The sequence below is a fragment of the Massilia sp. 01N417 genome (assembly GCF_056399645.1).
Window position 1 is genome coordinate 141,014 of record NZ_JBFTRS010000006.1, and the last position, 14,099, is coordinate 155,112.

Below are 14,099 nucleotides of genomic sequence, written 5' to 3' on the forward strand. Positions count from 1 at the left end.
CTGGAATCGTCATCATGAAAACGCATCGCTTTTTCCTGGCCGCCTATGCCGCGGCCACCACCCTGTTCCTGTCCGGCGCCGCAAGCGCGGCCGACCGGCCCGCACTCGAGCGCTGGCGCAGCTACGCCGGCGTGAGCTGGGATGCCGCCGCGGGCGGCCGCGACCCCGCTTCCTTCGCCGGTTCGGTCGGCGCTCCCATCGCCGGCATCCATTTCGACGCACACGGACGCGCCTTCGTCAGCACGCCGCGCCTGGTATCGGCCGACAGCCCGGCCACCCTGAGCATCCTGGATACGAGCGCCTCCACCGGGCCGGCGCGGCTGACGGCCTTCCCCTCGGCCGCGGCGAATGCGGTATCCGGGGCGCCCGACAGCCACCTGCGCAACGTGCTCGGCTTTTACGTCGACAAACGCAACGGCTGGCTGTGGACGCTCGACCAGGGCTTCGTCGCCGGCGAGGCGAGCGCACCCAAGGGCGGGCAGAAGATCATGGTGTTCGAGCTGCGCACCGGGAAGCTCGTCAAGACCATTACGCTGGACGCGGTGGCGGACCGCAAGGGCAGCTTCCTGAACGACATCGTGGTCGATGAGGCGCGCAGGATCGCCTACGTCTCGGACAGCGGCCTGCGCAGCGCGCCGGCCAACCAGGCCGGCCTGATCGTCGTCGACTTCGGCACCGGCCGCACGCGCCGCGTCCTCGACCGGCATGCGAGCCTGATGCCGCAGCCCGGCGTGAAGGTGATGTCGCACGGCGAGGAGGTATGGCCCGGCAAGCCCCTGCTGCTGGGCGTGAACGGCATCGCGCTGTCGCCGGACGGACAGACCCTGTACTGGACCGTCACCACCGGCACCCATGCCTACGCCATGCCGACCGCCCTGCTGCGCGACCCGCGCGCCGGCAAGGCCGCGCTGGCCAGGGCGGTACGCGACCTGGGCGAGGTCGGCGGCAATACCGACGGCATCGTCACCGACGCCGAGGGCCGGCTGTACATCACGGACGTGAGCCGCAACGGCATCGTCGAATACGAGCCGCGCACCAAATCGATGCGGCTGCTGGCCGCGGACGAGGGCGTGCACTGGCCGGACACGCCGGCGATCGGTCCCGACGGCAGGCTGGTCTTCACCTCCAGCAACCTGAACCGGCATTTCGCCGGCCAGGTCAAGCCGGGCGAGGAGCGCTACGAGCTGTGGCGCGTGAGCCGCAAGTGAGCCGCAAATAAGGGAACCCGATCAGCCGGCGACCGCCGTCCTGGCCGGCTTTTTCTTCGGCTTCGGCAGCGGCATCAGCGCCGCCGTTTCCTCGATCAGGCGGCGCAGCAGGTCCGGATCGTCGAGCAGCTCGTCGGCGACCGGATAGTCCTTCGCGCCCGGATAGGGCGGCCCTTGCGGCAGGTCCGGCGCGAGGCTCGCCACGGCCTGCGAAGGCTTGATGAAGAGGCTGTTGTCGCAGGCGAAGGCGACGACCTTCTCGTCCAGGTAGAGCGCGTATTCGCCGAACAGCTTCCGGTACGTCATGCGGCTGCCCAGCCTGACGGTTTCGAGAACGTATTCGACGAAGCTCAGCTCAGTTGCCATGTGTACCCTCCAGGATGTCGATAACCATGGAGGGTAGCAGATGTTCGATGCTAGCCCATCGCTTTCCGCGGCGGCAGCGGCGCCTCGGGCGGCACCAGTCCCTCGGCCCGCAGCGCTTCCCAGAACGCGGCCGGAATCTCGATGTGCATCAGGGTGGCATTGCGCCGCAGGTGCTCCGGGCTGCTGGCGCCGGGAATGGTCGCCGCCACCACCGGATGGGCGGCGCCGAACTGCAGCGCCGCCGCCGGCAGGTCGACGTGGTGGCGACTGGCCACCTGGCGCAGGCGTTCGCGGTGCGCATGCTGCTCGGGCTTGGCCGGCTGGTAGTCGTAATGCTCGCCGCCGGCCAGGAAGCCGGAGTTGAACGGGCCGCCCAGCACCACGTGGGCGCCACGCTTGGCGCACAGCGGGAACAGCTCTTGCAGCGGCGTGGTTTCCATCAGCGTGTAGCGGCCGGCCAGCAGGAAGATGTCCGGATCGGAATCGCGCAGCGCGCGCAGGCAGGGATCGACCGTGTTCACGCCCAGGCCCCAGGCCTTGATGACGCCTTCCTCGCGCAGCCTGACCATGCCTTCGAAGGCGCCGCCCTTGCCGGCGGCGATCCGGTAGTAATGCTCGAATTCTTTCCCGAACATGTCGGGCGAGAGGTCGTGCACGTAGGCGATGTCGATATGGCCGAGGGCCAGGCGCTGCAGGCTGTCTTCGACCGAACGGCGCACGCCGTCGGCCGTGTAGTCGATCACGCGCTTGAAGGGCAGGGCGCCGACGAAGGGCGCTTCGATTTCGCCGGGCATGTGCGGCGCCAGCAGGCGCCCGACCTTGGTCGACAGCGTGTACTCATGGCGGGGCCGCTTGCGCAGGGCCTGGCCGAAGCGGTGCTCGGACAGGCCGGCGCCGTAGTGGGGCGCGGTGTCGAAGTAGCGGATGCCTGCTTCCCAGGCGGCATCGACGGTGGCGATGCCGGCTGCGTCGCTGGTGGTATGGTACATGTCGCCCAGCCCGGTGCCGCCCAGGCCCAGGCGCGTGATCGGTTGGTAGCGCTGGCTCACGGTGGATCCTTTCTCATGCTCGGTTGCGGAACATGCTACACCGTGGGGTAGGGCGCACGGTTGAAGAACCGGACTATGCGCGCCTGCGCCGCCACGCCAGGATGGTCAAGGGATCCCGAACCACCGGGCCGACCGGCGACACGGACTGGTTGCTTGGCTCAGCGCAGCAGCTTCAGTCCGGGCGGCAGCGCATCGCCGAACATGCGGGTGGTGCTGGCCTGGTCGAGCTCCACGACCTCGCGTACCATCGCCGCCCAGCTGGCCGGCGCGCCGCTGGCGGCCAGCTTGTGCAGCACCTGCTGGCGCAAGGCCTCGCCGCTCAGTTCCCCTCCAATGTCGCGCGAGCGGTCGCCGGTCCTGCGCGCGATGTGGGCGGCGGCGAAGCCGGCCGGTTCGATGCGTTTCCAGTCGAGCTGCAGCAGGATCTCCAGCCAGCGCTCGGCCGCTTCGATGGTCGCGACTTCGTGGGCGCTGGATTGCAGCGACTGGCGCGCGCCGACCCTGGCCAGGGCCCAGAGATAGCGCGCATAGGTGGCGGCGGTTTTGGCATCCGGCTTCGGCACCGCCGGAATCGCCATGATTCTCCCCAGCATCCAGTCGCCGATCTCGACCTTGTAGGCGGAGGGGATGCGTTCGAGCGAGGCGCCCAGGCGCAGCATGTCGTCCTCGCTGCCGTCGACCAGGGTGACGGGACGCCTGGCGCGGTCCGCCGGCTCGGCCTGCAGGTTGAAGGCGAAGTCGTCGAGCAGTCGCAGCTGCGCTTCGGTCGACAAGCCTCCGGCGACGCGGCGCCACAAGGTCCACCACTCGGCGCGCACCTGGCTGTCCTTGTGATACTGGACGCCGGTCTCGAACAGGGCCCACAGCTGCTCGATGCGCCATTCGTCGAGCGGATGGCCGAAGCCGGGGCGCAGGCACCAGCCGGCCAGGTTCAGCCAGACCCGTTCGTGTTCGCTCGATCTGCGACGGCCCTTCGCGCGCTCCATCAGGGCGTCGAACAGGCGGCGCAGCAGCGGCGTCTCCCAGCGTTCGCGGCCGCCCAGCAGGTGTTCGAGGCTGCCGCGCAGCTGGCGCACTTCGCGGCTCTCGACCTGCTGGTTGCGGGCGCCGAAGATGCGGTCGAGGCGCTGGATGGCTTCATCGAGCCGCGGCGGCAGCTCGCCGTCCGCGCCGGCGTCCCGGGCCTCGTCTTCCTGGCCGCGCAGCTGGAACTCGAGCTTCCAGCGCTGGCCGCTGCCGTCCTCGGCCACGCAATGCACTTCCAGCGTGCCGACCTCGGACAGCGAAGCCGCCAGCTGGACCGGCATCTCCGTCTTCGCGCCCGCGTCCCTGGCGCGCAGCACGGTGGCGATGGCCGGCAGGCGCACGACGTCGAGCGGATCCAGTTCGAGCAGCTCGCCCGGCTGCGGCCGGCTGCCTTGCGGATCGGCGATCGCCGACACCAGGTGGAAACGCACCGGCCGTCCCAGGCGCAGGCCGAAGCTGCGCTCGATCAGGCGCACTTCGACGCCGGGCTTTTCGCCGCGCGGCAGCAGGCAGACGGCTTTCAATGCGCCGCCGGCCTGGGCACGGGTTTGCAAGTCTTCCAGCAGCAGGAAATAGCTGCGCGCCGAACCGCTTTCAATGCCCGGGGCCAGGCCCTGGCGCGCCAGCGAATAGGCGACCGCGCCGCGCGCCACGGCGACGTCGGGGTCGGCGTTGTGCAGCACGCGGATGCTGGCGCCGCGCCAGGCGGACAAGGTGTCGGCCAGCCGTTGTGCGAGTGCGGCGCCGCGGAATACGCCGCCGTTCAGCAGCAGCGTGTCCGGTATCGGCAGGCTGCCGTCGTCGCCGGTGCCGAGGGCTTCGCGCGCCGCCCTGGCGTGCTGGCGCAGGAAGTCGGCCAGGTGGCGCGTGATGGCCGCGTCGCTGGCATAGGGCAGGCCGAATTCGACGATGCCGGCGCGTGCGCGCTGCGCGCCTTCGCGGTTCTCGTTGAGCGGGAAGAAGCCGTCCAGCACGATGCGCTCGATGTCTCCGCGCGTGAGCGGGGCGCTGCGGCTGGCGCCGATCAGGCGCGAACCGGCGCCCAGCAGGGTCACGCTCACCTGGTCCGGCGCATCGGGGGCCAGCAGCTGTTCCTTGGCCGCGCGGCAGCGCTCGGTCAGCTGGGCCAGGCGGGCGGCGGACAGGCGCGCCGGCTGGCCTTGCTGGCCGTCCTGCGCCGCCAGCCTCGATTCGATCAGGTGGGCGAGGGCGAGGTCCATATTGTCCCCACCCAGGATCAGGTGGTTGCCGACGCCGATCCGGGTCAGCCTGGGGACGCCGTCGTCCAGCGCCACCTTGACCAGGCTGAAGTCGGTGGTGCCGCCGCCGACGTCGGCCACCAGCACCAGGCGCGTGTCCGCCAGTTCGGCGGCCAGGGTGTCGCGGTGGCGGTGCAGCCAGTCGTACAGGGCGGCCTGCGGCTCTTCCAGCAGGCGCAGGGAGGGCAGGCCGGCCAGGCGCGCCGCTTCCAGCGTGAGCGCGCGCGCGCCTTCGTCGAAAGAGGCGGGCACGGTCAGCACCAGGTCCTGGTTTTCCAGCGGCTGCCGGGGATGGCGCGTATTCCAGGCCGCGCGCAGATAGGCGAGGTAGCTTGCGCTGGCCGCCAGAGGGGAAACCTTGGGCACTTCGTCCGGCGCGCCCCAGGGCAGGATGGGCGCGGTGCGGTCGACGCCGGGGTGGGACAGCCAGCTCTTGGCAGATGCAACTAACCGACCTGGGGTGTGTGCACCCAGCAGGCGGGCAAGCCGGCCGACCACGGCATCCGGCACCCCGGCCGGGTCGGCAGCCTGCCAGGGCAGTTGCAGGGCGCCGGCCGGCAGTTCGCCCGCGGCCGGGTGGTAGCGGCTTGATGCCAGCAGCGGCGCCGCGGCGACTTCGCCCGGCGCCACCAACTGGTCGATGGCAAAGGTGTCGACCTGCTGCGTTCCAGGTGCCGCATAGGCCAGCACCGTGTTGGTGGTCCCCAGGTCGATGCCGACCAGCCAGGCCGGCGCTGCCGCCGATGTGCCCACGGCGCCGTTCACGCTCACCTTTTACTGCTGCTCGGTGGCGCGGACGTCGAACTCGACCTTCCAGCGCTGGCCTTCGCGCGAAACCGCGATCAGCTCCAGCGTGCCGGCCTCGGTGGCCAGCGCGTGCAGCTTGACCTGGGCGACGTCGCCCGGCGTACGGCCTTCGGCCGGCAGTTCGGCCTGGATCTCGTTCAGCTCCTGCAGCTCGTCCGGGCCCCAGAACTCGAGCACCTCGCCGATGCGGTCCTGGCGGCGCACGGTCGAACCGAAGAAGCGGAAGTGCACCGGCTCGCCCACCACTAGGCCGAATTCCTGGCCCGGCAGCTCCAGCTCGCTGCCTTCTTCCATGCCGAAGGGCGCCACGCACAGCGCCGTGATCGGCGGCTCCATGCCGGGGATGGCCGGCATCGAGGATTCCACGCCCACATAGTAGGAACGGGCCGTGCCGCCGCGGATGCGCACGCCGCCGCCGCGCCGCGCATAGCCGTAGTAGGCCGCGCCGCGGGCAACCGCGAGGTCGAGGTCGGCGCCTTCCAGCATGCGCGCCGGTTCCGCGCCTTCCATGTACAGCCAGTCGTTGATGGTGTCCATCACGCGCCGGGACAGGATCTCGGATTTGAACACGCCGCCGTTGAACAGCACCGCGGTCGGGTGCAGGAAGCTGTGTTCCGGGTTGACCTGTCCATTGAAGCCTTCCAGCTCCGCGGTGGCGCCGGCCTGGCGGGCCAGGAAGGCGGCCAGGTGGCGGGTCACCGCGGCGTCCTGCGCATACGGCAGGCCGATCTGGGTCAGGCCGGCGCGCGCGCGGGTGGCCGGACGGGCCGAGGCTTCGACTTTCGGGAAGAAGCCGTCGGTGATGAAGGTGGTGACTTCGTCGCGCGTGAGTTCGGTGCGGATCGAACCGCCGATCAGCTTCGAGCCGCGGCTCGGCACCACGATCGGCCAGGTGGTGGCATTCGCGTCGGCCAGCAGGTGTTCCTTGGCGCCGCGGCAGGCGTAGGTGAGGGCGCGCATCTGCCAGGCGTCGAGCTGGGTGCCGTTGGCCTGCAATTTACGGGCGACCAGGTGCGCCAGTGCCAGGTCCATATTGTCGCCGCCCAGCAGGATGTGGTCGCCGACCGCGACGCGGTGCGGTTCCAGGTTGCCGTCGCGCTCGAGGATGGCGATCAGCGAGAAGTCGCTGGTGCCGCCGCCGACGTCAACCACCAGCACGATGTCGCCGGCTTTCACCTGCTTGCGCCAGCGGCCGCCGCTGCCTTCGATCCAGCTGTACAGGGCCGCCTGCGGCTCTTCCAGCAGGGTCGGGCTGCCGTAGCCGGCATGGCGTGCGGCTTCCGCGGTCAGCTCGCGTGCGCCCGGGTCGAAGGAAGCCGGGATCGTCACGGTGACGGCCTGCTGGTCGAAGGGCGCTTCCGGATGCGCGGCATTCCAGGCATTGCGGATGTGTTCCAGGTAGCGGGTCGATGCCGTCAGCGGCGACACGCGCTCGACTTCTTCCGGCGCATCGGTCGGCAGGATGGCGGCGCGGCGGTCCACGCCCGGGTGGCTCAGCCAGCTCTTGGCCGAGGACACCAGGCGGATCGGGGTGCCGGCGCCGCGACTGCGGGCCATTTCACCGACCACGGGCGCGGCCTGGCCATTGGTCCAGGGCAGGGCCAGCTCGCCCGGCGCCAGTTCGTCCGGGTGCGGCAGGTACATGAAGGAGGGCAGCAGCGGCAGCGCCTCGACGGTGCCGGGGCCGCTCAGCTGCGGGATCGGCAGCACGCCCTGGTCGGCCTTTTCGCCGTCGCTGGCCTGCAGGTCGACCCAGGACAGGGCACTGTGGGTGGTGCCGAGGTCGATGCCGATGGCATAGCGCGCGGTTTCCATGTTGGCACTCACAGTTCCACCTCCGCCGGCGCCAGGATATTCGCGTCGTGCTTGTCGGCCAGTTGCGGCAGGGTCACCTTGGCGGCGCGCCAGCCGCGGTGGCTCAGGGTGCCGGTGAACGGCGCCTTGCCGACCACGTTGCCGGTCAGGCGCACGCTGGCGGCATCGAAGCCTTCCGGCAGGGTGACGCGCGCGCCTTCCAGCTCGCTGCGCACCGGTTCGATCGTGAAGTGCTCGCGCAGCACGCGGGCGCAGCCTTCGTGCACGACGCGGGCGGCGGCGCCGATGTCGGCGTCGCTGTAGACGGTGATGTTCTCGTTGGCGAAGTCGATCAGGCGCGCCTCGCGCTGCAGCAGGGACAGCAGTTGCAGGGCGGCGTCGGGCGTGGCCACGCGCAGCGGTGCGGCGGCCGGTGCCGGTGCGGGCGCAGGCGCAGGGGCGGGTGCAGCCGCGGGCGCCGGTGCGGCGATCGGGCCGATCTGGTCATCGCGCACGCGCGCGGCGAATTCGGCGTCGCCCAGGGTCTTGAAGAAGGCGCCGAAGGCGAGGGAAAGCCGGCTCCAGAAGGAGGGCAGGTTGGTCGGTTGGCTCATGTTCTTGTGTTGTCCGGTCCATGAAAGCGCGCATGATACCAGTTAGCCAAAAAATGGATGGCCAGGCGCGGCAGAGTCAGATGGCGGGATTGCCCGTGGTTTGCGGCGGCGCAGCGGGTTCCGGCGTGCCGGCGGCCCTGCCGAGCAGGGCGCTCGCATAGGCGTCGAAATCGTCGAGTCCGCGCTTGATGATGGTGACCAGGGCCGGCAGCGGCGCCGCCTGGTAGTCCCATTCGGCGCGGCAGAATTCGCCGGTGCGCTTCAGGTCCTCGCCCAGGGCGGGATCGATCCAGCCGGCTTGTTCCAGCAGCGAGATCACTTCGCGTTCGTCCCGCGCCGTGCCGAGGCCGTAATGGGCGAGCACGTAGTCGCCCATCTCCACCGCCGCTTCCCAGGCGCGGATCACGTTCAGCGTGGCGGCGTCCTGGCGCGTGATGTCGCCGACAAAGGTCGTCGGGTCCTTCTCGTACTCGTCGCGGGCACGCTTGATGCAGCGCTCGATGGTGCCCGTCTTGCTCACCAGCAGATCGTTGTCCATCGCTTTTCCTTGTTGTCCGAAGCTTTACGTTACAACAAGAACATCAAGGCCGCCGCACAGGTGGGACCGAGCGCGCCCAGGAACAGCCAGACCGCGCCGATCGACTCGTCGGCGAAGCCGTGGCGCAACAGGGCGGCGCCGGCCGGATTCGGGGCGTTGGCGATCACCGTCAGGCCGCCGCCGCCCACCGCGCCGGCCACCAGCATGTATTTTTCGTGATCGGACAGGCCGGTGATCAGCGAGCCGAGATAAGTCAGGGCGGCGTTGTCGGTGACGGCCGTCAGGCCCAGGGCGCCGAAGAACAGGGCGGTCGGGCCGAGGCTGGAGACGACCGGCTGCAGCCACCACTGCTGCATGCCGCCCAGCACCACCAAACCCGCCAGGAAAAAGCCGACCAGCAAGCCTTCCTTCAGGATCAGCGGCGACTGGTAGCGGTCATAGGCTTGGGTAAAACCGAGGAAGAGCAGGAACAGGCCCATGAACAGCACCGGATGGTGGGCCAGCAGCACCACCGCGGCCAGGAAGGCCAGGTGGATCAGCGACACCAGCGGCGGCACCGGCGCCGTTTCGCCGTCGACGGAGGTATCGAGCTGGCGCAGGTGGGAGCGCAGCAGGAAGGTGATGACGGTGGCGTTGAACGCCACCGCGACCAGGGCGCGCCAGCCGATGTGGGTCAGCATCCAGGTGCTGTCCCAGCCCCAGGTGCCGGCCACCATCAGCACCGGCGGCGCCGCGTACGAGGTCAGGGTGCCGCCGATCGAGACGTTCACGAACAGCACGCCCAGCGCGCCGTACTTGAGCCATTCGGGCATGCCCTGGCGGAACACGGCCGGGGCCAGCATCAGGGCGGCCAGGGTCATCGCGGCCGGCTCGGTGATCAGGGAGCCGCACAGCGGCACCAGCGCCAGGGCCAGCCAGGCCTGGGCCACTTCGGAGCGGACCGGCGCCAGACGGGCAAGGATGCGCAGCAGGGCGCGCGCTGCTTCCAGCACCGGACGCGAGGCGGCCACCACCATCACGACGAACACGAACAGCGGCTCGGTGTAGTGGCGCGACTCGGCATAGTCGACCGCCGCCGTAGGGCCCTCGACCAGGGCCATGAAGGCCATCAGCACGAAGGCCCAGAAGCCGAACACGACCTCGACTTCGCCCAGCAGGTGGAACAGTCCGGCATGGCGCGGATGGCGGTGCGCCAGCACTTCGAACATGTGGGTGGAGAAGGTGTGCAGCAGGGCCACGACGAACAGGACCAGGCCGATGGTTTGCATGGTCGTGGTCATCGTGGCACTCCGGTGAAGCATGCGGTAGCGGGCATTGTGCAGCTTGATTGAAATGGCAATGCCGCCATTATTTCATTTTTTGCTGCCGGGGCCGAATGGGCGGCCGTGCGGCCTACTTTGCCTGTTTTGCCGGCCCGCCGGCGCCGATGGCCATGGTGGCGGCATCGAACTTCCGCGCGTGCAGGTCTCGTTGATCTTCCGGGTCTCGTCCAGCATGGCCTTGTACACCGCCCGGTTCGAGGCCGCGCGGCGTTGCCGGCGGCTTGCGCGGTGGGGGAGGGCGAAAGTCTAGTGAGCATGCCGGACGCCGTGCAGCCCCATCGATGGGGGAACGAAAGACAAGGCGTGGTTTGTGACCAAAAATGCCACACAAAGATGTAACTGATTCGCGTTCAATTGACACCAAAATACGCCGGTGCTTTGATGGATCGGCCTGACTGCCGGGGAAAAAGAAGAAGGCCGCTAGCCAGGTACTCGATGAATTCCTACCACGGAGACCTATTCCCATGGCTACAACGCATTCGGCTTTTCTGCAAAAGCCGCTCACGCTTGCGGTTCGTTTTGCCCTGGCCAGCCTGGCGGCCATTCCGCTGGCTGCCATCGCCCAGGATTCCACCACCTCGACCACGACCGATACCACCAAGACTCCGGCCGCCAACCAGCAGGTTCAGCGCGTGGAAGTGACGGGCTCGCGCATCCGCCGCACCGACGTCGAAACACCCAGCCCGGTCCAGATCATCAGCGCCAAGGAACTCAAGCAGACGGGCTATACCTCCGTCTCCGAGGTGCTGCGCAACATCACCGCCAACGGCCAGGGCACGCTGTCGCAATCCTTCAGCGGCGCCTTCGCGGCTGGTGCGTCCGGCATCTCCCTGCGCGGCCTGACCGTCGGCGCGACCCTGGTGCTGATCGACGGCCAGCGCATGGCGCCCTATGCGCTGTCGGACGACGGCCAGCGCAGCTTCGTCGACATCAGCCAGATCCCGATGGAGGCGATCGACCGCATCGAGGTGCTGAAGGACGGCGCTTCCTCGATCTACGGTTCGGATGCGGTGGCCGGCGTGGTCAACGTGATCCTGAAGAAGCAATACACGGGCAGCGAGCTGACCGCCGAGGCCGGCCAGGCCTGGCGCGGCGACGGCGTCACCGCCCACGCCTCGGGCATCCACGGCTGGGGCGACCTCGACCGCGACGGCCACAGCGGGTACATCGCGCTCGAATACCGCCACCAGAACGAGATCCTGGCGAGCAACCGCAACCGGGCGTTCACGAATACCGACTGGACGGCATTCGGCGGCAAGAACCTGACCCGCGGCGTGCCGACGGCAAACAACGGCTTCCTGCCGGCCAGTATCACCGGCTACCTGATCGACCCGGACACCGGCGCCGTCACCAACCTGCCGGGCTGCTCCAGCGCCCAGTTCAATGCCGGCCAGTGCGCCTACCGCGACCGCGGCCTGCAGCTGCAACCGAGCACCAAGAACATCAACCTGCTCGGTTCCTATGTCCAGAAACTGGGCAGCGACTGGCAATTGAACCTGAAGGGCTCGTATTTCCGCTCGGAGGCGGAGCAGGTGAACCGCTTTGCGACCACGGGCGGCCTCGCCGGGCTGTCGGCGCTGGCCTATGGGCCGGGCATTCCTCCGGAGGCAACGCCGCCGGGCGCGCCGGTCCTGATCACGGTGCCCGCCACCTATCCCGGCAACACCACCGGACGGCCCCAGGTCCTGCAATACAACTTTCCGGAACTGGGCGGCAGCCGCGCCGGCGTGCGGTCCGATACCTGGCGCCTGGGCGCCGACCTGGCCGGCAGCCTTGCCGGCTGGGACCTGACGGCCGCGGTCGGCGCCAGCGAGAGCAAGGTGAAACAGGACATCAACAACGGCTTCAACATCACCAACCTGCAGGCGGCCTTCAACGATCCGGTCCATCCCTACCTGATCGGGGACGCCGCCAGCGGCAATACCCAGGCCCAGCGCGACTTCATCGCCCCGATGCAGCATGCCAAGGCCACCAGCAAGCTGCAGTTCGTGCGCGTGTCCGCCGGCCACGAACTGATGCCGCTGAAGGGCGGCGCGCTGGCCCTGAACCTGGGCCTCGAATATACGCACCGTGCCCTCGACGCCCAGGCGCCGCCCACCGTTGCCAACGGCACCCAGATCGGCAATAACGCCTGGGCCATCGGCACCCAGAACATTGCTGCCGGCTATGGCGAGATCGTGGCGCCGGTGCTGAAGAATCTCGAACTGGATGCCTCGGTGCGCTATGACAAGGTGATGGGCATCGACAAGGCCGTCACGCCCAAGGCGGGCTTCAAATGGTCGCCGCTCAGCCAGGTGACGGTGCGCGGCACCTATACCGAAGGCTTCCGCGCGCCGAATCCGGCCGAGATCGGCAATACCGGCAACTACTTCTTCGCGAATACCCAGCCGGATCCGGTCCTGTGCGCCAACACGGGCGGCGCCGATCCCACCACGACGCCCGGCAACTTCCCGCAGCAATGCAATGTGTCGATCGCTGGTGTCCAGACCCCGGGCAAGGGCCTGAAGTCGGAAAAATCGAAGTCGTATACCTTCGGCCTGATCCTGGAACCGGTCCGCAACATGAATGTTTCGCTGGACTACTACCACATCCGGATCGACAACCAGATCATCAGCGCGATCAATGATCCGGCCTACGACGCGACGCCTTTCCTGGTGCGCGGCGTGCCGATCGCCCAGCCCTTCGTGAACCCGGACGGCAGCCTCTCGACCGTCACGCCGCCGGTCGGCAATGCGCTGTTCGCGCCCTATCCCTACGAGAACGCGCTGTACACGATGACCAACGGCATCGACCTCGACGCGCGCATGAACTGGCCGCTGGCGGGAGGCAAGCTCAGCGCCCAGCTGACGGCGACCCACATGATTTCGTACAAGCAGGGCACCACCGGCGCCGAGGCGATCCAGCTGGCCGGCACTCACGGCCCGTCGGCCACCTCCGGCGACACCGGCAACCCGCGCGACCGCGCCCAGCTCAAGATCGGCTGGGACAAGGGCCCGCTGACGGTGTCGACCACGGTGAACTGGGTCAGCAGCTTCTCCGTGACCGATCCATCGTCGACCAACGCCGCCACCTGCGCGGACGCGATTTCCTTCGTGTTCGCGACGCCGAATACGGAATTCTGCCGGGTCCGCGCGTTCACCTCGGTCGACGTCTATGGCGAGTACCGCCTGTCGCAGAAGCTCAGCCTGCACGCCTCGGTGCTGAACCTGTTCAACAGCCCGCCGCCGCTGGACTTCCAGACCTATGGCAGTTCGCCGTCGACCTTCTACAACCCGGCGCTGCACCAGGCGGGAGCGGTCGGGCGTTTCGTGAATGTCGGGCTGAACTACAAGTTCTGAGCGGGGTGGCGAACAGGGCTGGACGATGGCGCTGTTGCACGGCATGTAAGCATCTGTCAGCAGCGTAAGCGTTTGTAAAGTGTGTCAACACATGGGGCAGGGGCTGCGTTTTACGAGCACATTGACCACTAAACAGCTGAGGATCTTCATCATGAAAAAAACCATTGCCGCTGTGATCTCCGCCCTGTTCGCCACCGCAGCGTTTGCCCAGACGCCGACCCCGGCCCCGGCCCCGGCCCCGGCCCCGGCTTCCAAGCAGGCCGTACTGGTCAACAATGCCGACCTGAAGGCATCGAAAGCCGCCACCAAGCCGGCGCCTGTCGAAGCACAGGCAGCGCAAGCCGACGTAAAAGCGGCGCATGACGATGCGAAGGCGGCCAAGTCGCATGCCAAGGATGCGAAGACCAGCGCCAAGCATGCAAAGAGCAAGGTCAAGCATGTCGCGAAGACCGACACGGTGAAGGACAAGGAGGGGACTGCGGCCACGACACCGGCATCGGCCGACCCTGCCGCACCGGCTCCCGCTTCCGCTTCCGTTGAAACCCCGGCTCCGGCTGCAAGTGCGACCCCGGTACAGGATGCCACGCCGGCTCCTGCCGTCACCCCGGCTCCCGCCGCCGCTCCGGCCCCCACTGCCACCCCGGCGCCTGCCGCGCCGATTACTCGGTAAAGCTGCCGTTCCGATTCCAGCGAAGCCCGCGCCATGCGGGCTTTTTCTCATGGCTGGCCGAACAAAAAAAGCCGGCAGACAAGTCCGCCGGCAAACGTGGGAGAGGAA

The 14,099-nt window shown here is 68.5% G+C and carries 10 protein-coding genes; 3 read left to right on the forward strand and 7 right to left on the reverse strand.

What is annotated here, in order from left to right; genetic code table 11:
* Positions 1 to 14 precede the first annotated feature (14 nt).
* Positions 15 to 1,208: an L-dopachrome tautomerase-related protein gene (locus AC1DOQ_RS08950; RefSeq protein WP_477362304.1), complete on the forward strand. Its 1,194-nt coding sequence runs from the start codon at positions 15 to 17 to the stop codon at positions 1,206 to 1,208.
* A 21-nt stretch (positions 1,209 to 1,229) separates the two neighbouring features.
* Here the strand turns inward: AC1DOQ_RS08950 and AC1DOQ_RS08955 are convergent, their stop codons facing one another.
* The 7 genes from AC1DOQ_RS08955 to AC1DOQ_RS08985 all read right to left on the reverse strand — a co-directional run bounded on the left by AC1DOQ_RS08955 (position 1,230) and on the right by AC1DOQ_RS08985 (position 9,941).
* Positions 1,230 to 1,574 carry a TfoX/Sxy family protein gene (locus AC1DOQ_RS08955; RefSeq protein ID WP_477362305.1) on the reverse strand — a complete coding sequence of 115 codons (345 nt, stop codon included), beginning with the start codon at positions 1,572 to 1,574 and terminating at the stop codon, positions 1,230 to 1,232.
* A gap of 50 nt (positions 1,575 to 1,624) precedes the next feature.
* Complete coding sequence (locus AC1DOQ_RS08960; RefSeq protein WP_477362307.1) at positions 1,625 to 2,623, reverse strand: aldo/keto reductase; 999 nt, start codon at positions 2,621 to 2,623, stop codon at positions 1,625 to 1,627.
* 158 nt (positions 2,624 to 2,781) lie between these two features.
* Positions 2,782 to 5,679, reverse strand: coding sequence for an Hsp70 family protein (locus AC1DOQ_RS08965; RefSeq protein WP_477362309.1), 2,898 nt, complete (start codon positions 5,677 to 5,679; stop codon positions 2,782 to 2,784).
* 3 nt (positions 5,680 to 5,682) lie between these two features.
* Positions 5,683 to 7,530, reverse strand: coding sequence for an Hsp70 family protein (locus AC1DOQ_RS08970; protein WP_477362536.1), 1,848 nt, complete (start codon positions 7,528 to 7,530; stop codon positions 5,683 to 5,685).
* A gap of 8 nt (positions 7,531 to 7,538) precedes the next feature.
* The gene (locus AC1DOQ_RS08975; RefSeq protein WP_477362311.1) at positions 7,539 to 8,123 is read right to left on the reverse strand and encodes a DUF2760 domain-containing protein; all 585 of its coding nucleotides are present in this window, start codon (positions 8,121 to 8,123) and stop codon (positions 7,539 to 7,541) included.
* Positions 8,124 to 8,199: 76 nt separating this feature from the next.
* Positions 8,200 to 8,661 carry a type VII toxin-antitoxin system HepT family RNase toxin gene (hepT, locus tag AC1DOQ_RS08980; RefSeq protein ID WP_477362313.1) on the reverse strand — a complete coding sequence of 154 codons (462 nt, stop codon included), beginning with the start codon at positions 8,659 to 8,661 and terminating at the stop codon, positions 8,200 to 8,202.
* A gap of 29 nt (positions 8,662 to 8,690) precedes the next feature.
* Complete coding sequence (locus tag AC1DOQ_RS08985) at positions 8,691 to 9,941, reverse strand: putative Na+/H+ antiporter (RefSeq protein ID WP_477362315.1); 1,251 nt, start codon at positions 9,939 to 9,941, stop codon at positions 8,691 to 8,693.
* Between the two features lie 506 nt (positions 9,942 to 10,447).
* Here AC1DOQ_RS08985 and AC1DOQ_RS08990 point away from each other — a divergent pair.
* Together AC1DOQ_RS08990 and AC1DOQ_RS08995 are read left to right on the forward strand one after the other, a co-directional pair.
* Entirely contained in the window at positions 10,448 to 13,321 is a 2,874-nt protein-coding gene (locus AC1DOQ_RS08990) for a TonB-dependent receptor (RefSeq protein WP_477362317.1), read from the forward strand.
* A gap of 151 nt (positions 13,322 to 13,472) precedes the next feature.
* The gene (locus AC1DOQ_RS08995; protein WP_477362319.1) at positions 13,473 to 13,991 is read left to right on the forward strand and encodes a hypothetical protein; all 519 of its coding nucleotides are present in this window, start codon (positions 13,473 to 13,475) and stop codon (positions 13,989 to 13,991) included.
* Positions 13,992 to 14,099: the final 108 nt, after the last annotated feature.